The following is an 18,791-nucleotide window of genomic DNA, read 5'->3' on the forward strand; positions in this document are numbered from 1 at the left end:
ATTGTGCTGACGGTTCGGGGTTGCTTGTCAAGGCGGGAAAGATGCCTTGACAAGCAACCCCAGACCGCAGGGAGGCTTCGTATCGGGGTGCAGGGCAGGGGCTGGGTGCCTCGATAGCCGGGTGCGCGGGTGACTGTTGAGCAGGTTGTTCGCGAAGGGCTCCTTGAGGGGCTCCGATTCCCTCAAGGAGCCCTTCACGGACTTGCGCTGGTCGTGAGGGGAACCCTGACGGAATCAGAGTTCCTGAGGGTTCCCCTCAGGACCCACGCGAGCGACCAAGCGCGTCAAATCTCCGACCGCTCGGCAACCGCCTCCCACAACGCACCTAACTCGTTCAGCATCCCCGCGATCTCCGCCCGCCGGTCCTCCGGGCAGTCTGCCAGCAGCGCCTGATCCAGCTTCCGCGTCCGCCGAGTCACCTCGCGGAACGCGGCCGCCCCGTCCTCCGTCAGCGTCAGCACCTTCGCCCGAGCATCATGCGGCGCGGGACCCCGCGCGATCAGGCCCCGGTTCTCCAATCGCCGACAGACGTCAGCCATCGTCGAGGTATCCAGCGCCACGGCCTTGGCCAACGCGGTCTGATCAAACCCCGGATAAGCCCGCACCGCCGACAGCACCGCGAACTGCGGCCCGGTCAGCACCGAATCGACATGCCGATTCCAAGCCGCCAAATACGCCTGATACAGCCGGCGAGCCCCATATCCCGGCGCCGCGGCAAGATCCGCCGGCGCCTCCAGGCTGACCCGACGCCCCGTCCGGGAGCCGTTTTTCGCTGACCCGCCCACTGCTGTCGACATCCCTCGACCTTAACTGCGCACCCGCGCCCCGGCAGACCGTCCGGTCCGCCGCAAGCCTGTCCCCGCATCCCTGCCCGCCCATAATAGTACGTCCCCGGACAAAGTGCGGCTCGGGCACGCACCGCTCAGGCGGCACCGGCCGGTTTGCGGTCAAACAGGGCAGCCCCGCCCATCAGGAAGAGCTGCGCGACCGCCCGATCGAACCGTCGCTGCTTCCACGCGGTGGCCAACAGTCCGCGGTGCGCCGCGAGGTGGTCGGCCAGCACGTCGTGGCCGAGGTTGTGCGCACGCCCGAAATGCCGGTAGGCCGCCCGGTAATCCCGCGCCGCCAGCGCAGCCCGGCCCCGGTCCATCTCACCTTGGTACTCAGTGTCCGCCATCAGCCCTCCCCTTCCCCTTGCAGCATAGGCAAAACACCGGAGGAGCCGCGCGGCAGGCGACCGCGCCGAACACTCCGATTCGCGCCCTGACAGGCGATTTGCGCGAAACAGTGGCCAGGAACGGATGAATACCCCGCAACCGAACGGCTTCGCCCCGAGAATCGCATTTCCCATCAATCCGGCCACCGACGCCGGATCCCCTTGAATGCAAGCAGCCCTGTCCGCGCCGGATGCGGGAACCCTGACTGCGAAACGCACTGCCCGAGCACCGACGGCACCGGGAAGGCCTAGGCGTGACCGCGAACGAACTCACCCGGCTGCACCGCCTCGAAGCCCTCGTCCGGATCGTCCAGGACGAACTCGTCGCGGCCGGACTGCGGGTGATCCCCGACCCGGCGCCGACCGGCATGTCCGGCGCGATCGTCGCCGTCCGCCGTCCAGAACTCGACGGCGTGCTGGTCTCGTGGCAGCTGGGACCGCAACTCTTCGACGCGGCGCACGAAGCTTGGGGAGACGACCCGCATCAGGAACACGAAGAATGCGCCGCTTTCGCGAAACTCACCTCCGCGATCGACGAGTCGATGGCCAACGCGATGCTCGCGATCCTCGCCGCGGGAGGACTCGAAGCCGCCCGGATCGGGTCCTGCGACCTCCTGGTGACCCAGCGCCTGGCCGTGTCCCCGTGGCAAGCCCGCCGCAACGCCGAGTCGAGTCGCGGTACGAGAAGATGCTGGCAGCCTGGAACGCCCGAAACGAGGCGAACTGCCCGAAGTCCGACGGCGAGACGCACCAAACCCCGTAGCCCCAACAGATCAAGGCCGAGCAGCCGCCGCGACGAACAACGGAACCGCCACGAAGAACCGACCGTCCGTGGCGCGGTCGGTCTGTTCCGCGATCCACGCGTCGGCGAGTTCTCGGTCGATCGCTCCGGCCGCGCGAGCCGCTTCGGCGAGGCCGGTCGCCATCGGCAGCATCGTGGCGTCGGTGAAGACCGCCGTCGGCGCCTCGACCGAAACGTCGGTGAACCCGTTGTCCAGCAGCAGAGTCCGGTAAGAGCGGGCGACCGAGGGGTTGGTCACCAGGTCCGCGCGGGCGTGGACGATCGTGCGGGTCAGCGCGGGGTCGTCGGAGTCGATCACGACGGTGTCCCAGTCCTGGCCCGCCAGCACGATCCGTCCGCCCGGTGCCAGCACGCGGCGAGCCTCGGCGAAGGCTGCCGTCAGATCGCGAACGTCGTGGAACACCTTGTCCGCGCGGTACCCGGCCACGGAACCGTCCGCGAGCGGCAGCGCTTCCGCGGTTCCCGCCTCGAAGTCCAGCCGCGGCCAGCGTTGGCGGGCGGCGAGAAGCATCCCCGGGTCGGGGTCGACGCCGACCGCCTTCGCCCCGCGTCCGGCGAGTTCGGCGACGGCCCGGCCGGAGCCGCAGCCGACGTCCGCCACCGCCTGTCCGGGGTCGAGGCGAAGCAGGTCGTAGGTACGTGCGCGCAGGCTGGCCGCGCCGGGCAGCGCGTCGGCGGCGTCGAGCAGGCGGATGAGGGTCTCGGTGGACATGTCCGCCATGCTGCGACTTAATGACGACATGAAGTCAAGCGAGCTGACCATCGGCGCGGCGGCCGAGCGTTTCGGCCTGGCGACGCACGTCCTGCGGCACTGGGAATCGGTCGGCCTGCTGACCCCGGCGCGCGTCACCGGCTCCCGCCGCCGCTACGGCGAGAACGACCTCCGCCGGATCGCAATCATCCTGCGGGCCAAAGAAGCCGGTTTCAGCTTGGAAGACATCGGCGCGCTGCTCACCGCGCGCGAACCCGAACAGCGCGCACACCTCCTGCGCCGTCGCCGGACCGAGCTGGCCGCGCGGATCGCCGAAGCCCAAGCGTCGCTCGACCTGGTCGACTGCGCCCTCGGCTGCGACCACGACGATCTCGCGTCGTGCCCGCATTTCCAGGCAGTCGTCGAAAGCCGGGGTTCAGCCTGAGCCGCACAAGCAAACCCGGAGACCGGGCTCAGCCCGCGAGCGCTATTTCCGGGATCGGCACCAGGCTCGCCGGGCGGCCGGCCTGCACCACCCACGCGCCCCCGGTGCCGCCGTCGGCCAGGATCGTCTCGACCGCCGTCGCGGCTTCGGCGGGGTCGGCGATCCCGAGCCCGGCTTTCTCCAGCGCCGGGCGGAATCCCGCGATGATCGGCGTGTCCACCAGGCCGGGGCAGAGGGCGTTGATCCGGATACCGTCCGCGGCCAGGTGCGGCGCGGCAGACCGGACCAAGCCGACCAAGGCGTACTTGCCGGTCGCGTAGAACAGGTCCGGCGAGCCGGTGAGCCCGGCCAAACTCGCCGTCACGACGACCGATCCCCCGCCTTGGCCGCGCAACTGCGGCAGGCAAGCGTGCAGGCCGTACACGACACCGTCCACATTGGTCCGCATAGTGTCCCGGTAGGACAGTTCGGTGAAATCAGCCAGGCCGCACCGGCCGGGCACTCCGGCGTTGAGCAGCACGACATCCAACCGCCCGAACTCCTCCACCGCGGTGCGCACCGCTCGCTCGTTGTCCGCCAGCGATCCGACATCGGCGGCAACGAACCGGCCGTCCAGTTCAGCGGCGACCGCGGCACCCCGTTCCTCGTCTCGATCGACGAGCACGACCCGGATCCCCTGGGCGGCGAACCGGCGAGCCGCGGCGGCGCCGATTCCGCTGCCGCCTCCGGTGATCAAGGCTACGCGCATCACGCCTCCGCCAAGGGAACGATGCGCACGCCGTCCAGCCGAAGTCCGTTGCGCCGCAAGAAAGACCTGCCGTAGAGACGTTGGACGACGACGAGGGTCAGCAGGGTGACCACGAGGAGTCCGTCGTCCAAGACCGGCACGATGTCGACCGGCAACAGCAGCGCGACGGCCACTCGGATCGCGGCGTCGGCCAGGCAGGCGATGCCCCAGATCAGGCTGATCCGCCACAGCAACTGCCGGAACGGCGGAAAGTCGTCCCAGTTCCGTTCCCACACGCGCTGTTTTTCTTCGTCGAACACGACACGGGCGGCTTCGTACAAGAATGGGCGGCGGAAGAACAGGGTCGCGAGCAAGAAAAAGCCAAGTGCGACGGTCAGCACGGCACCGCGCAACAGGAGCGCGCGAGGGCTCCCCGTGACGAACGAACCGGCGACTGTCACCGCCATGGTCCCGAGGACGAACAGCCGCACTCCGGAGATCCGCCGCTCGGCGATGAGACCGCGAACAGCGCCGACAGCCGGGATGACGCTCCCCGCCAGCAGCGCCACGAACTGGTCCACCCCCAGCCAGCGCAGGCCGTAGAAGAGGACGAGCGGTGCCAGGATCTCCAGGAGCGGAAGCCGCCTCAGACTGCCGCGCACGTCGGGTTTGCCGGTCATCATGATTCCCCCAAACATGACGAGTTACTGTTTCCGGGTAGCGAAAGCGAAGGTGGCGACGACTTCGCGCGAATAGGCGTCGAAATCGAATTCCGGTTCCTCGCGCAGGCGCTGCGCGGCACCGTCGACCGCGGCACGGATCATGATCGCCATCGAGCGGACGTCGAAGTCCCGGAACTCGCCGCTGGACTGGCCTTGCGCCAGCAGGGTTTCCAGGCTTTGCACGCTGACCTCTTGCGCGCTGGTCGAGGTGTAGGCCTCCCCCTCGTCGGTGCGCAGGTGCCTGCCGATCTCGGTCAGCGCCGCGACTTCCTTCGGATGCTCGCGCAGGAAGCGCAGGTTGGCCTCCAGATAAGCGCGGAGCTTGCCCTGATCGGTCTCCGCGGCCTCGGTGTGCTCGTAGATGTACCGAGCGCCGGCGGTGAAGACTTCGACGGCGATCTGGCGGATCAGGTCGTTCTTGTCGGCGAAGTGGTACGAGATCATCCGCGGGCTGCGCAGCCCGGCTCGCTTGGTGATCTGCGCGAAGGACGCCTTGGCGTAGCCGAGTTCCGCGATCGCGTCGATCGCGGCTTGCACGATCTGCGCGCGCCGTGCCTGGTTGGTGAATGTCCGGTCCATCGCTTCACCTGCTGTTTTATCTGACTGAATCAAAACTACCACGGCCAGATCAATCACACCAGGAGGCCGGACCGCGAGCGCGCGGTCCGGCAGGCAGGTCACCACTCCGGCCGCGAACTCCCCAGCCGAGGCGTCGTCCCAGCCCAGTGCGGCGGGGTCTCGCTCATCCGGATCACCGGACCGAGACTCTTGAGATCGCCGTAAATCGTGTCGTCATCCGAAACCGCGTACCGCTCGAATTCCGCCGGGGAAAGACGGCCTGGCGCATCCGCGTAATCCGTCAGCAACCCCTGCCGTTGCACCAACATCGACGACTGGCACAGCGAAACCTGCACATGATACGAACCGCCTTCCCGAGCCCGCCGGGCCAAAGCCAGCATCGCGCCGTAGCTCCCGAGGAAGCCGGTCAGGAAATCGCACAGGTACACCGGAGTCAACTGTGGACGGTCGCCGCCCTGGATCACGCACGCACCGGTCACGGCTTGGGCGACTTGGTCCCATCCGGCGCGCATTCCGAACGGGCCGCCGGAGCCGAAGCAGTTCACGGTCACGTAGACGATTCCCGGACGCAGCGCCGCAACATCCTCGGGGCCGAACCCGTGGGCGGACATCCGGCCTGGGCGGTAGCCTTCGACGAACACATCCGCGGTGCTGGCCAAGGACCGCAATCGGGCTGCATCGTCCACTATGGAGTAATCGAGGTACGTGCTTTGCTTGCCGTGACTGGTATCCCGGACGAACGGCGCGACTTGCGGCAGATGCGGAGCGGTCACCATCAGCACGTTCGCGCCGTGTTCGGCCAGGCTCAGCGCGGCCGTCGGGCCGGCCAGGATCCGGGTCAGGTCCAGGACTCGGACGCCAGAAAGAGGCGAAGCACCGCCGTCGGGCAGCGGAGATGGGGCGCTGTCGGCGATTTTGGTGATCTCAACAACCGGGCGCGAGGCCAGGTAGGAGCCGTGCGGGTGCGATCGCCATTCGTCCGGCGTCCGGACCACTCCGCCGCACGCGCCGGCGGCGGCGATGGCGTCCTCGAGGTCATCGGCCTTCCACTTGGCAACGGCGGCAGCGACAGAGGACGGCGTCGGCTCGCAGTCGAGGACGTCCAGCACTCGGCGTTCCAGGTGCGGCAGGTTGAAATGCGGCAGAAACCAGCGTCCGTCAGCGGTCGGCCAGGGCTGGGTGAGCGCGACCATGTGCTCGACGGCGGGCGAAAGCGGCGCGGGACGATACGAACCGTCCGCGGCACGGATGAGCGTCATGTCTTCGCCGCCGAGAGCGGTGGCTGCGGCGGCGCGGACGTCGACGCCGATCTTCTGCCGACGTCCGGTGCGCAGTTCCCACAGGTCGTTCGCGGCGACCGCGCGGGCGGCGAGTGCGTCGGCGAGGGTTTCGCCGATCCGGAACGGCGACGCGAATAGCGGGTCCGCGCCGGTGATCGTGACCTCGTCGGCTGCCGGGCGCGGGCGATCGCGCAAGGTCATCAGTTCGTCGAAGGCGGGCATTTTCTTTCCTTTCAGACCGAAGCGACGTCGACCACGACGCGGCCGGTACCAGCACCGGCCAGGAGCGAAGCGGCGGCGTCCTTCGCCTCGGAGAGCGGGACGACGCGCGTCACGGAGTCCAGGAGCTCCGGATCGAGGAGCTGGGCCAGGCGCTGCCAGGCGGCCTCGCGGCGGAGCGGCGGGGTGCGGACGGAGTCGATCCCGAGCAGGGAGACGCCGCGCAGGATGAACGGCAGGACGTTGCCGGGATACTCGGCACCACCGGCGAGTCCGCAGGTCGTCGCGACGCCTGAATGCTGCAGCCCCGCCAGCGCACCGGCGAGGACCGGACCGCCGACCGCGTCGAGCACGCCTGCCCAGCGCTGTTTGCCGAGTGGCTTGCCGGAAGACGTGAGTTCGGCGCGGTCGAGGACCCGCGCGGCACCTAGCGCGGTGAGCTGCCCCGACAGGTCGGAAGGACGGCCAGTGGCGGCGATGACCTCGTATCGAGCGGCCGCCAGCAGCGCTACCGCGATCGAGCCGACGCCGCCGCCCGCGCCGGTGACCAGGATCGGGCCGGTTTCCGGGGCTAGGCCGTGGCGTTCCAGAGCGAGCAGGCTCAGCGCCGCGGTGAATCCAGCGGTGCCGATAGCCGCCGCGCGGAGCGGGCCCAGTTCCGTGGGGACGCGGACGAGGTCGTCGCCGTTGACCGCGGCGAGGCCAGCCAGACCGCCGTGCAGGTCTTCGCCGAGACCCGCACCGTTCAGCGTGACCAGGTCTCCCGGCTGCCAACGAGGATGCCGGGACGCGAGCACCTCGCCGGTCAGGTCGATCCCGGCGATCAGCGGGTGTCGCCGGATCACGCCGGGACGGCCGTGCAGCGCGAGCGCGTCTTTGTAGTTGATGCTGGAGTAGCGCACGCGGACGGTGGTGTCGAGGTCGTCCAGCATGGCGGGGTCGAGTTGCTCGAGCGTCACACCGTCGCGCACGATCCAGCCGGGGAAAGCGGTCATCTCCTGGTCCATGCTTCCCACGCTAGAAATCCGGAATCTGGCAGGGAAATGCCTGTCACAGCGACGCCATGCGCGGCGGGCATGGCTGGGTAGGCTGCCGGGCATGGAGGTCGAACTGCGGCATCTGCGCGCGTTCGTGACGGTCGCGACGTGCGGCACGTTCACGGCCGCGAGCCGCGAACTGCTGATCACCCAGCCGGCGCTCACGCGGACGATCCAGCAGCTCGAGGAATCGGTCGGAACGCGGCTGCTGGAACGCACCCCACACGGTGTCGAACCGACCGAAGCAGGCGGCGAACTGCTCGGCCGGCTTCGCGTCGTGCTGCGCGATCTCGACACCGCACTCGCCGCGGCGGGCGGAAGTGCCGGGCTGCGGATCGGGTTCCAGTGGGCGCTGCCGGATCCGTGGGCGAGCGATCTGCTGGCCGCCTTCGAAACCGCGACCGGCGCGACCGCCACCCTCCTGCGCCGCGACGACATCGTGGCCGCCCTGCATTCCGGCGACGTCGACGCGGCATTGGTGCGCGGGGACGTCGACGCGTCCGGGATCAGCGGGACGTTGCTGTTCGAGGAAGACCGGCTGGCCGCCGTCGCCGCTAGTTCGGAACTGGCGGCGCGCGCGGAGCTGGATTGGGCGGAGCTGGCCGCGCATCCGGTGGTGGTGAACACGGTCAGCGGCGCGACCAGTCCGCTCGACTGGCCGCCGGAAACCCGGCCCGCGCAGGTGATCCAGTGCGGCAGCTACGACGAATGGCTCACGATCATCGCGTCCGGCCGGGCCGTTGGGTCGACCACCACCTCCGCCGCCGAGGCGCACACTCACGCGCGCGTCGCACACCTCCCGCTGCGGAACGCACCCCGCGTGCCACTGCGCTTGCTGTGGCCGACGCGCCGGTCAAGCGATCCGTTGCTGCGCCGGTTCAGCGAATGGGCGCATTCCGTTCAGCGAGCGTCGTAGTCCGCACGGGCCTTTTCGATCTTCGCCAGATGCTCGACGCTCCATTCCAGCAACGGAGCGGTCGCTTCCCGCAGGGTCCGGCCCATCGCGGTCAGCTCGTAGGAAACGTGCGGCGGCATGACATTGCGGACAGTCCGGGTGAGGATCCCGTCGCGTTCCAAATCCCGCAGCGTGACGGTGAGCATCCGCTGGCTGATTCCTTCGATTTCCCTTTTGAGCTCAGTGAACCGGCGCGGGCCGTCGCGCAGCATGCGGACGATCAGCAACGCCCATTTGTCGCCCACGATCTCCAGGACCACGCGGGTCCGGCACACGTTGTCGGCCATGGTTACCTCCGGAGAACCGGGGCACTAATTAGTGCCTTATTGCCCGCCGCCGCGCGGGCGGTCACGATGGTTATCGAACAGTACCGGGTTACTTCCGGTAACCGCTAATCTCGCGACGAGGAACCTGACGATGACGACGTTTCTGCTGGTCCACGGCGCTTGGCACAGCGGCCGGGCGTGGGACCGGGTGGTCCCGCTGCTGGAATCGGCCGGGCACCGGGTGCTCGCGCCGTCGCTGACCGGCTACGGCGACAAGAAGCACCTGCTCAGCCCGGAAACCGGCCTCGACACCCATGTCCAGGACGTCGTCGACCTGCTCCGCGCCGAGGAAGACGTGGTACTGGTCGGCCACAGCTACGCCGGGCTGGTCATCTCCTCAGCGGCCAACGAGCTGCCGGACCGGGTCGCCGAACTGGTCTACCTCGACGCGATGGTCCCCGAAGACGGCGAAACCGCGGTCGACGTCCAGCCGATCAGCCAACGCCTCATCGACCTCGCCGCACAGCACGGCGACGGCTGGCGCGTCCCGCCGCTGCCGGAGCAGCCCGCGCCGTTCGGCCTGTTCGGCGTCACCGACCCGGCCGACGTCGCCTGGCTGCGCGAAATGCTCTCCGACCAGCCGGTCCGCTGCCTGCAACAGCCAGTGCGGCTCGACAACCCGGCCGCGCGCGCGATCCCCCGGACGCACATCCACTGCGTCGGCGCGACCCCGGAAGGCATCACCCGCCGCCCGGTTCCGGCGCTCCAGCCCAACGGGACGCCGTCGCAGGTGTGGGAGCTGCCGACCGGGCACGACTGCATGATCACCATGCCCGCGGAGGTGAGCGAACTGCTGCTGAAGCTCGCCTAGCCCGGGGCCGCTCCGCTTCAGACGTACGTGAGGGGAACCCTGAGGGAATCTGATTCCCTCAGGGTTCCCCTCACGTACGGAGCGACGGGCCGAGGCGAAGCCGGCGCTAGCCACTCACGAGTGCCCGCTCCAGCAACACCTCGGCAGCCGCTCGCGCATAGCGGCCGTAACCCGGATCGCCGAGGACCATAGCCCGGCTAGCCGCTCCGTCGGCCAGCGTGACCAGCTGCTCGGCAAGCGCAGCAGGATCGGCTGCCCCCAACTCCGCGACCAGATCCGTGACCAGCCGGAGCATCAGCAGTTTCTGCTCCCGCGCGTAGGCGTGCACCGCGCTGGACGGGTCGGGGTACTCCGCCGCCGCGTCCACGAACAGGCAGCCGCGCACCGGCTCGGACTTCGGCAGCTCGAACATCGCCAGAAGCCGTTGCCGCGGCGGGAGATCCGCGCGGGTGAGCACGTCGTGCAGGGTGTCGCCGGAGCGGACGAGGTCTTGCAGGTAGGCGACGACCAGATCGTCCTTGACCGGGAAATGCAGGTACAGCGTCCGTTTCGACACCGGGGCCGCGGCCGCGACCTGTTCCATCGTCGTGCCGGTGATGCCATGGCGGGCGAACAGGTCCGCGGCGGCGGCCAGCACGCGTTCGCGTCCCCCGCGACCGGCCCGGCGGGGCTTCTCCTCGACCATGCGGCTAAGTGTACAGAAACGTTTACTTAAGCCGCCGGAGCCTGCTACCGTGCTTAGGTATACGAGATCGTTTACCTAAGGAGTCGCCCCGATGCCCGCCACCGAACTCGCCGACGCCGCCGCGACCCTGATCCGCGGCCGGCGCGCGACCCGGTCGTTCCGGCCCGATCCCGTTCCGGACAGCAAGCTCCGCGAGATCTTCGACCTCGCCGCCGCGGCGCCGTCCAATTCCAACGCGCAGCCGTGGCAGGTGGAGGTCGTCAGCGGAGCGAAGCGGGATCAGCTCGCCGACGCGCTGGTCGCCGCGCACGAGGAAGGTCGCCGGTCGGTCGATTTTCCGTACAGCGAAGCGATTTACGAAGCCGTCCATCAGGAGCGCCGGGCAGCGGCGGGCGGCGCGTTGTACGGAGCGCTGCAGATCGGCTTCGACGACCACCAAGCGCGTGCCGCCTACGACGCCGAAAGCCTGCGCTTCTACGGCGCCCCGCACGTCGCGCTGCTGTTCGCGCCGGACACCGCCGAAGCCCGGCTCGCGGCGGACGTCGGGATGTACGGCCAGACCCTGCTGCTGGCCATGCAGGCGCACGGGGTTTCCAGCTGCCCGCAAGGATTGCTGAGCTTCTACGCGGACACGGTCCGGGAAACGCTCGGCCTCGACGGCGGGAAACTGCTGTTCGGGATCTCGTTCGGGTACGCCGATCGCGCCGCGCCGGTCAACCGGTTCGCCGTCGGGCGGGCCCCGCTGGCCGAGACGACGCGGTTCCACGACTGACCCGCTCTCGGACCTCCAGCCTGGCCGCGCGCCGCGGCTCCCGACGGTCCCGGTCGACATCCGGATCGGCGCCGGATACCCGCCGGGCAGTGTCTGAAATGGACTGCCGGATTGCCTCGCGCCCGCTTGGGTACTCCGGGCCGGGGAGGTTCTGATGGACGTACCGACACTCGGTGTCGAGGAAGAATTCCTGCTCGCCGACCCGGATGACGGCCGCCCGATGCCCGCCGCGGACGAGGTACTCGGCACCGTCGGGCGGCTCGCGGACGGCGCGGCCGTGCACCGCGAACTGCGGGCGACCCAGGTGGAACACGCCACCGGCGTCTGCACGACCGCGGCGCAGCTGCGCGACCAGCTGTGCCGCGGCCGTCTCGCGCTGTCCCGCGCCGCGACCGACGCCGGCTGCGCGCTCCTGGCGACGGGCAGCCCGGTCGGCGCCCTCCGCTCCCCCGCCGAGCCAGTGCCGCCGGACCGGTACGCGCGAATCGACGCGCACTACGGCGATCTGGCCGCTGATTACGAGGCTTGCGGTTGCCATGTGCACGTCGAAGTCCCGGACGCGGACACCGCGGTAGCCGTCGTGAATCACCTCGCGCGGTGGCTCCCGGCGTTGCTCGCGCTGTCGGCGAACTCCCCGTTCGACCGCGGTCGCGACACCGGACTGCACAGCTGGAGAATGGCTCAACAGAGCCGTTTCCCCGGCTCCGGGCTCACGCCGCCCGCGAGCTCGCACGCGGAGCACGTGCGCCGCGTCGATTCGCTGGTGGCCTGCGGGGCTTTGGTGGATCGCGAGCAGACGTTCTGGCTGGCTTGGCCTTCGCCGCGGTACCCGACGGTGGAATTGCGGGTCGCCGATGTTCCGCTGACCGTCGAAGGCGCGCTCCTCCAAGCGGTCCTGTCGCGTGCGCTCGTCGCTACCGCGCTGGCTGACCTCGACAAAGGCGTCCAGGCACCCGAGATCGATCCGCAGATCGGCTCGGCAGCGGTGTGGGCGGCGACGCGACACGGCCTCACCGGTGCCCTCGTCGATCCGGTCCGCGCCAGATCGCTGCCCGCGGCCGACGTACTCGCCGACCTCCTCGGCCACGTCAGCCCCGCCCTCCGCGCCACCGGAGACCAGGAACTCGCCCACCAACTCATCCGCACCACACTCCGCACCGGCACCGGCTCAACCGCACAACGCAAAGCCGGACCCGACCGAGTCGTCGCGATGCTCACCGAACGCACCGTCCCACGCGTGAGGCGGCGTCAGGCGGGTACCCGGGGACGATGACGACCTCCCTCACCGCACTGCCGACTGCTCGCGGGCCGGTTTCCGCCGCGTTGCTGGAGATTCTGCGCGATCCTGGCAGCCAGCCCGCCGTCGATCTCCGGGACGCGGATCCGTTCGGCGACGATCTCCACCTCGCCCTGCATCTCTGTTACGAACTGCACTACCGCGGGCTGCCGGGCATCGACGCGGAGCGGGAATGGGACACCGCACTGCTGCGAATCCGGGCAGAGCTGGAAAACACGTTCCGCTCCGCCCTGCGCGAAGCGGTTCCCGGCGGCTCCGACGCGAGCGCCGAACTCGACGCGCTGCTCACCGAACACGACGCCGACGGCGCGGTCGCTTTCCTGCTGGCCGAAGGCGAATGGTGGCACATCAGAGAGTTGTTCGCGCACCGTTCGATCTACCATCTCAAGGAAGCCGACCCGCACGCCTGGGTCATCCCGCGGCTGTCCGGCCCGGCGAAGGCGGGACTGGTGGCGGTCGAGTTCGACGAGTTCGGCGGCGGGCACGCGGACCGGGTGCACGCCAAGCTGTTCGCCGACCTGCTCGCGGCCGCCGGACTGCCTGAGGGCTACCTGGCGTTGCTCGAACACGTTCCCGGGCCGATGCTCGCGCTGGTCAACATGATGTCGATGTTCGGCCTGCACCGAGCGTCGCGCGGGGCGCTGGTCGGGCACTTCGCCGCCGCGGAGATCACCACCGCCCCCGGCGCGCGGCGGATGGACCGGATCCTGCGCCGTCTCGACGCGCCGGCGGCCTGCCGGTTCTTCTACACCGAACACATCGAGGCCGACGCGGTGCACGAGCAGGTCATGCGGCACGAGGTCGTGGGCGGACTGCTGGCCGCGGAACCGGAACTGGCGGCGGACGTCGTGTTCGGCATCCAGGCCACCGGATTCCTGGAGGCGCAACTGGACCAGCATCTGCTCGGCTGCTGGCAGGCCGGGCTGTCGTCGCTGCGCCAGCCGCTCCCCTAACCGCACAGAGGCCTGGTCGCGAACCCGCGCGACCAGGCCTCAGCGAGTCAGCCGCCACCCCGGACCCGCTTCCGATGACTGGTGTCACACCACGGAAACCGCTTGCTCCGCCGACAAGCGCACACCGCGACGACGAACCGGTCCGACCGCGCCGTTCGTCCGTCCGAAGTGGACACCTCGACCGGTCCCTCCACCAGGACCGGCCCGCCCGGCACCACCCGGACCCGGCGTTCATCGCGCGGCACGGAGCACCACCAGTTCCTCCGCGCGGTCGCCGGGCCGCAGGAATCCGCGTTCGACGAGGTAGTCCAGCCGCCCGGACACCACCGGCCCGAACGGCACCTCCGCCCGCGCCAGCACCTCGCTGCGCAAGCCGCCCGCCGCCAGCGCGAACCGGGTCTTGTCCACATCGGACATCGTCGACTGCACCAGGTAGAGCGCGCCGGCGCGGGTCAGCAGCGAAGGAGCGGCCGCGCACAACGGGTCCAGCATCGCGCGTCCGTCCGGCCCGGCGTCCCACGCGCGAGTCGAGCGAACCGTCGGCGTCGGCGAAGGCACGTAGGGAGGATTGGCGACCACGACGTCGTACGGTCCGGCCTCGGCTGCCTCCCGCAGCCCGCCGCGAAGCAGGCCGATCGGCAGCGCCCGCAGCACGGTGTTCATCCACGCGGAAGCCAAGGCCCGCCTCGAAATGTCCGCCGCGACGACCGCGGCGCCCGTCCGGGCCAGAGCGATCGCCAGCGCGCCGCTGCCGGTTCCCAAGTCCGCGCAGCGCATCCCGCATCCGATGCTCGAATCAGCCGCCAGCACGTCGGCGAGCAACGCGGTGTCTTCTTGCGGACGGTAAACCCCGGGCAGGCGGAATACTCTGCCCAGCGGCCGGGCCTCCGCTTCGGTGCGCACGGACGTCGTCATGGCGGTCCTCCATCTCGGTCGGTCCGCCGGGATACCCCCGTCCGTTCAGGACAAACAGCGTTTTCCGCCGCACCGCACCGAAATCACGCCACGCCGGTCGCGCGGCGGTAGGAGCGCTGCTCGACGATCTCGCCGTCGCCGCCCGCCCGGGGTTCTCCGTGGACGAAGTGGCCGACCCCGCGCGCCTGCGCCATTTCCCGGCCGACCGACACCGCGTCGCCGCGCCGCGCCGCGGTGTTCGCGACCCGGCGGACGCCCTCGATCCGGTTCTTCCACAGCCTGCCCTCGCGACACGTGTGAATGTCCCCTTCGGCCATCCCGCCGCTCCTTCCGTCTCGCCCGCCGGATACCCGACGCGGGCGCGGGCAACCGGGTTGCCCGCGCCGCCGCCCGGGTATCCGAGCGGCGAACGAAGGGAGCGAAACCATGACCGAACCGCGCGAATCCGACGACGTCTACGGCGACACCCCCGAAGAGGAACGCGAGACTGTCCGGGGCGAGCAGGGCACCTCCGGCGACGAACACGACGACTCCGACCCGCAGCAGGGCCGGTGAATCCCGCCGTCAGCGGGACGGCTCGCAGGCCTCCCGCGCCGGCACCCCGCAGCCGAGCCGGGCCCAGACCGTCTTGCCGCCGGAATGCTCGTGCACGCCCCAGTCGTCGGCGAGCCGGTCGACGAGCAGCATCCCCCGCCCGCGCGCCCGTTCGAAGTCGGGCGGGCGGACCTGCGGGCGGCCGGGCTCCGGATCGTCCACTTCGATCACCACGACGCACGGCCGGGACAGGACCGTCAATCTCGCATAGGACGGCCCCGAGGTGTGCTCGTAGGCGTTGGAGGCGAGTTCTTCGATCACCATCAAGACGTCGGCGAGGTGATCCGGCGACAGGTGCCCCAGCGACTTGCCCGCCCAGGCGCGCACGCGCGGCAGCGCCGCGACGCCGGTGCCGCGCAGATCCAGCACCCAGGGCTCGTCGTCCTGGCCGGTCAACGCCGGTCCCTCTTCCGCTGGCCGGGACAAAGAGCCCCCTCTCCCGCCGACGGCGCGACGGGGCGCGGGGACCTGCCCGTGCCGGAAAACGCCGCCGCGTTTCGCCGCCCCTCGCCGCAGCCGCTTGACATCACGTGGGGAAGTCCCTTTCTCGTTCTCGACTTCGCCGGTGCCCAATCGGGCGTACCCGGACAGGGCCGACTTCACACCTGCCGCCGCACATCTCTGGACCTCGGAGCCGGTTCGGTTACTGTCGCTGCATGCCGCCTCACGCGCCGGAGCCCGAATCGCGCACTCGCCTCGCCGAAATCCTCGGCGCCGGGGCGAGCAACGCCGACCTCGGCGAGGAGCTCACGAAGATCCTCGCCCGGGCTTGCACCGTCCTCGACGTCGACACCGCGACCGTCCTGCGGCACGACGCCCGCTGGGCCCGCCTCGTCGCCGTCGCGGCCGCCGGGCTCGAAGAGGAGGTCTACCAGGGCGTCCAGGTGCCGGTGGGCGCGGGGTTCGCCGGAGCCGTCGCCGCGCGCCGCGAGCCGGTGGTCATCGACCAGGTCGACAAGACCACCGTGCTCAACGCGCTGCTGTCCGAACGCGGCCTGCACACCATGCTCGGCGTGCCCATGCTCGCGGGCACCGAACTGGTCGGCGTGCTGCACATCGGGGCCGTGCGCGAGCGGACGTTCAGCACCACCGACATCGAAACGTTGCGGCTTCTCGCCGACCGGCTGGCCGCTGTGCTGCAGGCGGAGACCATGCACCAGAACCAGGCCGCGACCATCGCCCTGCAGCGCAGCCTGCTGCCCGGCGTCCTGCCCGTCATCGACGGCCTGCGCCTGGCCGCCCGCTACGTGCCGGGCGCGGAGGCCGGGCTCGGCGGCGACTGGTACGACATCTTCCGTCTTCCCGGCGACCAGACCGGGATCGTGATGGGCGACGTGTCCGGGCACGGCCTCGAAGCCGCGGTCATCATGGGACGGCTCCGCAGCGCACTGCGCGCGTACGCGCTCGACTGCGACGATCCCGCCCAAGTTCTCGCCAAACTGGACCGCAAAGCGAACCACTTCGAACACGGCGTGATGGCGACGGTCGCGTACGGCATTCTCAGACCCGGTCACGAAAGCATCGCGCTGTCGCTCGCCGGGCACCTGCCGCCGGTCGTGGCGTCGCCGGGCAAACCGGCCGAACTCGTGGCGGCTCCGCCGGATCCGCCCGTCGGCCTGACCGTCGGGGCCACCGTCGAGCGGCGCACCACGGTCGTCGAGCTGCCGCCCGGAGCCGTCGCCGCCTTCTACACCGACGGGCTCGTCGAGCGGCGCGACCGGCTCGTCGACACCGGCATGAACCAGCTCACCGAACTGGTCCGGCCGGAGGACCCGGAACGGGCCTGCGCCCGGATCATGGCCGCCATGGTGGGGTCCCGGCCCCCGCAGGACGACGTCGCACTCGTCGTGCTCCACCGCACCGCGGGGACCGAAACGCCCTGATCACTTCGCGGCCAGCGCCTCTTCGAGCGTGTCGTACAACGGCAGGCTCTGCTCCAGCCCGGTCAGCTGGATCGGCCGCAGGGTCGCCCGGCCGGACGCGACGATCCGCACCTCGGTGCCCGCCGGAGCCTCCCGGCACGCGGCCAGCAGCACGGTCAGCCCGGCCGAGGCGAGGAAATCGACCTGTGTCAGGTCCAGCACCAGCACCGGGGGCTTCCCGGTGACGGTTTCGGCGACCGCGGCCGTCAATTTCGGGGCGGTCCCGAGGTCCAGGTCCCCGCGCAGGGCCAGCACCGTCGCGGGAGCGCGGTCGGCCCGGTCGATCGACAGCGAACCCGGCGGGTCGATCACCGGGTCGGTCAGCTCACTCATCGCTCTTTCCCTCCTCAGGAAGCCCGGAACGCCTGCGTCCGGGCAGGAAAAGTACGCGGCTGGCTGCTCAACCGCGAATAGCATGCCTCACGACGGCACCGCGCACGAATGCCGTCGCCGGAAATGATCTCGGATCCCCGGGGGAACCGGCAGCGCGGGGCGCCCTGGATGCGACGTTCGGCTCATCGCGGGCGGGCGAGGCGCCTGGTTTCGTGCTGGCGCGGCGAGCCAGTGCGCTCGCCAGCCTGATCGCCGGGGACGTCCGATTCCGGAGGGTTGCGACGCTGCCCGGCCTCGCCCCGGCGCGACCGGTACCCGTGCTTGCCAACCTGATCGGCGCATCCATCCTCCGACGGCGGCGGCGTGCCCGGCCCGGCTCATTGCGCACGCCCCCGCCGCTGCCCGGCCGCGTTCTGGCGCACCCGGTCCGTGTGCTCGCCGACTTCGCCGACCCGGTCCGCCAGCGCGGCGTGCCGCGATTCGAGGTGCGCGCGGACGTCCGCCAGCGGCAGCAGAAGGTTCGTGACGTCGTCCTCGCCCAGCGCGACGCCGAGCCGGTCGGCGCTTTCCTGTCCCGCGGGGTCCAAATCCGGCGCGGAGCTGACCTCGGCGGCGAGACGCCGCAGCACCGCCGCGTTGCGCCGCGCCCAGTCCGCCACCGCCCGGTCTCCCGCGCGGCGGTCCCGTTCGGCGTGGACGCGGGCCTCGCCGGTGGTCTCCCCGGTCGCCGAAGGCCGAAGCCGCAGGTACCGGCGTTCGGCGGCCTGTCTGCTCGCCACGCCCAGCGCCGGGGCCAGCGCGGCCCAGCTCGCGCCCGACTCCCGCGCGGCCGCGATCAGTTCCGGCTCCCACTCGCCGAGCTGGTCGCGCAGCGCCCGCAAGGCGGACAGCGCGGCCATCGAACGTTCGGCGGGCGCGCCGCCGTCCCGGGCGGCCAGCACCGTCTCGCGGACGCCCTCGACCAGCAGGGCGGGATCCACTTCCGCCATCGCGTCATCCTCTCGACGACTCGGCAGTTGTCATCGTTTCGACGACATGCTAGAAGAAGAGAGCGCCCCTGTCGAACGGTGGAGGTGACTCCGGATGACCGGCCGGTCGCGCGGACCGATTCGCCGCGCTTCCCAGGTTTCCCGGGCCCCTTCACCGGGAATCAGGTCCGGACCGCCCGCCAGGGCGCGTTCCGGCGGTCAGCCGGAGAACCCCACGCGGTCCCTCGCGCGGAACAGGCCACCCCTGCTCCGCGCCAGCCCTTCGCGCGAGAAAGGCGTTGTCCCCGTGTCCATGCCGCTGCACACCGCCCAGACCAGCCCGTCGCACCCCGCGCTGGTGCGATTGTGGAACTACCTCGCCGACGTCACCGGCGCCCTGGGCATCGGCCTCGAGTCCTGCACGGTCGACCACGACACCCCGGTGTCGGCCTACGTCGCCCTCGACGGCCATCTGCCCGCCTACCCCGGCCGCGACGTCGCCCTCCTGTGGGACGAAATCCACGGCTGGGCCGCCGCCGTCG

26 protein-coding genes are annotated in these 18,791 nt (G+C 70.4%); 9 read left to right on the plus strand and 17 right to left on the minus strand.

The window, feature by feature from the left end; translation table 11 throughout:
- Positions 1–284: 284 nt before the first annotated feature.
- The 4 genes from ACWDNU_RS40255 to ACWDNU_RS40270 all read right to left on the minus strand — a co-directional run bounded on the left by ACWDNU_RS40255 (position 285) and on the right by ACWDNU_RS40270 (position 2,730).
- Positions 285–797, minus strand: a complete 513-nt coding sequence (locus ACWDNU_RS40255) for a MarR family winged helix-turn-helix transcriptional regulator (protein ID WP_449672712.1) — start codon at positions 795–797, stop codon at positions 285–287.
- A gap of 125 nt (positions 798–922) precedes the next feature.
- On the minus strand, positions 923–1,177 hold the full coding sequence (locus ACWDNU_RS40260) for a DUF3703 domain-containing protein (RefSeq protein WP_370938004.1): 255 nt from the start codon (positions 1,175–1,177) through the stop codon (positions 923–925).
- 287 nt (positions 1,178–1,464) lie between these two features.
- A complete protein-coding gene (locus tag ACWDNU_RS40265) occupies positions 1,465–1,701 on the minus strand; it encodes a hypothetical protein (protein ID WP_449672713.1) in 237 nt (78 codons plus the stop codon).
- Between the two features lie 288 nt (positions 1,702–1,989).
- Positions 1,990–2,730, minus strand: coding sequence for a methyltransferase domain-containing protein (locus ACWDNU_RS40270; protein WP_449672715.1), 741 nt, complete (start codon positions 2,728–2,730; stop codon positions 1,990–1,992).
- Here ACWDNU_RS40270 and ACWDNU_RS40275 point away from each other — a divergent pair.
- Positions 2,729–3,154 (plus strand): helix-turn-helix domain-containing protein, encoded by a 426-nt coding sequence (locus ACWDNU_RS40275; protein WP_449672734.1) that lies wholly within the window; start codon positions 2,729–2,731, stop codon positions 3,152–3,154. The genes ACWDNU_RS40270 and ACWDNU_RS40275 overlap by 2 nt on opposite strands.
- A 28-nt stretch (positions 3,155–3,182) precedes the next feature.
- Here the strand turns inward: ACWDNU_RS40275 and ACWDNU_RS40280 are convergent, their stop codons facing one another.
- The 5 genes from ACWDNU_RS40280 to ACWDNU_RS40300 all read right to left on the minus strand — a co-directional run bounded on the left by ACWDNU_RS40280 (position 3,183) and on the right by ACWDNU_RS40300 (position 7,688).
- A complete protein-coding gene (locus ACWDNU_RS40280) occupies positions 3,183–3,902 on the minus strand; it encodes an SDR family NAD(P)-dependent oxidoreductase (protein WP_449672716.1) in 720 nt (239 codons plus the stop codon).
- Positions 3,902–4,561 carry a VC0807 family protein gene (locus ACWDNU_RS40285; RefSeq protein WP_449672717.1) on the minus strand — a complete coding sequence of 220 codons (660 nt, stop codon included), beginning with the start codon at positions 4,559–4,561 and terminating at the stop codon, positions 3,902–3,904. Before ACWDNU_RS40285 ends, ACWDNU_RS40280 begins: the two co-directional genes overlap by 1 nt.
- 24 nt (positions 4,562–4,585) lie before the next feature.
- Positions 4,586–5,182 (minus strand): TetR/AcrR family transcriptional regulator, encoded by a 597-nt coding sequence (locus ACWDNU_RS40290; protein WP_449672719.1) that lies wholly within the window; start codon positions 5,180–5,182, stop codon positions 4,586–4,588.
- A 98-nt stretch (positions 5,183–5,280) separates the two neighbouring features.
- Entirely contained in the window at positions 5,281–6,684 is a 1,404-nt protein-coding gene (locus ACWDNU_RS40295; RefSeq protein WP_449672720.1) for a CoA transferase, read from the minus strand.
- A gap of 11 nt (positions 6,685–6,695) precedes the next feature.
- On the minus strand, positions 6,696–7,688 hold the full coding sequence (locus ACWDNU_RS40300; protein ID WP_449672721.1) for an MDR family oxidoreductase: 993 nt from the start codon (positions 7,686–7,688) through the stop codon (positions 6,696–6,698).
- A 91-nt stretch (positions 7,689–7,779) separates the two neighbouring features.
- Here ACWDNU_RS40300 and ACWDNU_RS40305 point away from each other — a divergent pair, with 91 nt between their 5' ends.
- The gene (locus ACWDNU_RS40305) at positions 7,780–8,634 is read left to right on the plus strand and encodes a LysR family transcriptional regulator (protein WP_449672722.1); all 855 of its coding nucleotides are present in this window, start codon (positions 7,780–7,782) and stop codon (positions 8,632–8,634) included.
- On the opposite strand, the gene ACWDNU_RS40310 is transcribed toward ACWDNU_RS40305, so the two are convergent.
- Entirely contained in the window at positions 8,619–8,960 is a 342-nt protein-coding gene (locus ACWDNU_RS40310) for a winged helix-turn-helix transcriptional regulator (protein WP_370938014.1), read from the minus strand. The genes ACWDNU_RS40305 and ACWDNU_RS40310 overlap by 16 nt on opposite strands.
- Before the next feature lie 130 nt (positions 8,961–9,090).
- Here ACWDNU_RS40310 and ACWDNU_RS40315 point away from each other — a divergent pair, with 130 nt between their 5' ends.
- Positions 9,091–9,810 carry an alpha/beta fold hydrolase gene (locus tag ACWDNU_RS40315; protein ID WP_449672723.1) on the plus strand — a complete coding sequence of 240 codons (720 nt, stop codon included), beginning with the start codon at positions 9,091–9,093 and terminating at the stop codon, positions 9,808–9,810.
- A gap of 106 nt (positions 9,811–9,916) precedes the next feature.
- On the opposite strand, the gene ACWDNU_RS40320 is transcribed toward ACWDNU_RS40315, so the two are convergent.
- The gene (locus tag ACWDNU_RS40320) at positions 9,917–10,495 is read right to left on the minus strand and encodes a TetR/AcrR family transcriptional regulator (protein ID WP_449672724.1); all 579 of its coding nucleotides are present in this window, start codon (positions 10,493–10,495) and stop codon (positions 9,917–9,919) included.
- Positions 10,496–10,586: 91 nt separating this feature from the next.
- On the opposite strand from ACWDNU_RS40320, the gene ACWDNU_RS40325 reads away from it, so the two are divergent.
- The 3 genes from ACWDNU_RS40325 (at position 10,587) to ACWDNU_RS40335 (ending at position 13,517) form a co-directional block, all read left to right on the plus strand.
- Positions 10,587–11,267 (plus strand): nitroreductase, encoded by a 681-nt coding sequence (locus ACWDNU_RS40325; protein ID WP_449672725.1) that lies wholly within the window; start codon positions 10,587–10,589, stop codon positions 11,265–11,267.
- A gap of 154 nt (positions 11,268–11,421) precedes the next feature.
- Complete coding sequence (locus ACWDNU_RS40330) at positions 11,422–12,540, plus strand: carboxylate-amine ligase (RefSeq protein WP_449672726.1); 1,119 nt, start codon at positions 11,422–11,424, stop codon at positions 12,538–12,540.
- On the plus strand, positions 12,537–13,517 hold the full coding sequence (locus ACWDNU_RS40335) for an iron-containing redox enzyme family protein (protein WP_449672727.1): 981 nt from the start codon (positions 12,537–12,539) through the stop codon (positions 13,515–13,517). Before ACWDNU_RS40330 ends, ACWDNU_RS40335 begins: the two co-directional genes overlap by 4 nt.
- Positions 13,518–13,564: 47 nt before the next feature.
- Here ACWDNU_RS40335 and ACWDNU_RS40340 read toward each other — a convergent pair whose 3' ends face one another.
- The 3 genes from ACWDNU_RS40340 to ACWDNU_RS40350 form a co-directional block, all read right to left on the minus strand.
- Positions 13,565–13,762: a CDGSH iron-sulfur domain-containing protein gene (locus tag ACWDNU_RS40340; RefSeq protein WP_449672728.1), complete on the minus strand. Its 198-nt coding sequence runs from the start codon at positions 13,760–13,762 to the stop codon at positions 13,565–13,567.
- Positions 13,749–14,432, minus strand: a complete 684-nt coding sequence (locus tag ACWDNU_RS40345; RefSeq protein ID WP_370938022.1) for a methyltransferase — start codon at positions 14,430–14,432, stop codon at positions 13,749–13,751. Before ACWDNU_RS40345 ends, ACWDNU_RS40340 begins: the two co-directional genes overlap by 14 nt.
- An 83-nt stretch (positions 14,433–14,515) precedes the next feature.
- Positions 14,516–14,749: a DUF2188 domain-containing protein gene (locus ACWDNU_RS40350; RefSeq protein ID WP_449672729.1), complete on the minus strand. Its 234-nt coding sequence runs from the start codon at positions 14,747–14,749 to the stop codon at positions 14,516–14,518.
- A gap of 109 nt (positions 14,750–14,858) precedes the next feature.
- On the opposite strand from ACWDNU_RS40350, the gene ACWDNU_RS40355 reads away from it, so the two are divergent.
- Positions 14,859–14,987, plus strand: a complete 129-nt coding sequence (locus tag ACWDNU_RS40355) for a hypothetical protein (protein WP_449672730.1) — start codon at positions 14,859–14,861, stop codon at positions 14,985–14,987.
- Positions 14,988–14,996: 9 nt separating this feature from the next.
- Here the strand turns inward: ACWDNU_RS40355 and ACWDNU_RS40360 are convergent, their stop codons facing one another.
- Complete coding sequence (locus tag ACWDNU_RS40360) at positions 14,997–15,422, minus strand: ATP-binding protein (RefSeq protein ID WP_449672731.1); 426 nt, start codon at positions 15,420–15,422, stop codon at positions 14,997–14,999.
- Between the two features lie 260 nt (positions 15,423–15,682).
- Between ACWDNU_RS40360 and ACWDNU_RS40365 the strand changes: the two genes are divergently transcribed.
- The gene (locus ACWDNU_RS40365; protein ID WP_449672732.1) at positions 15,683–16,909 is read left to right on the plus strand and encodes a PP2C family protein-serine/threonine phosphatase; all 1,227 of its coding nucleotides are present in this window, start codon (positions 15,683–15,685) and stop codon (positions 16,907–16,909) included.
- Here ACWDNU_RS40365 and ACWDNU_RS40370 read toward each other — a convergent pair whose 3' ends face one another.
- Positions 16,910–17,281, minus strand: coding sequence for an STAS domain-containing protein (locus ACWDNU_RS40370; protein WP_449672733.1), 372 nt, complete (start codon positions 17,279–17,281; stop codon positions 16,910–16,912).
- A 377-nt stretch (positions 17,282–17,658) separates the two neighbouring features.
- On the minus strand, positions 17,659–18,270 hold the full coding sequence (locus ACWDNU_RS40375; protein ID WP_370938027.1) for an HSP18 transcriptional regulator: 612 nt from the start codon (positions 18,268–18,270) through the stop codon (positions 17,659–17,661).
- Positions 18,271–18,562: 292 nt separating this feature from the next.
- Here ACWDNU_RS40375 and ACWDNU_RS40380 point away from each other — a divergent pair.
- On the plus strand, positions 18,563–18,791 hold a 229-nt coding region (locus ACWDNU_RS40380), incomplete at its 3' end, for a DUF6292 family protein (RefSeq protein ID WP_449672735.1).

This window comes from Amycolatopsis sp. NPDC003676 (assembly GCF_053587275.1).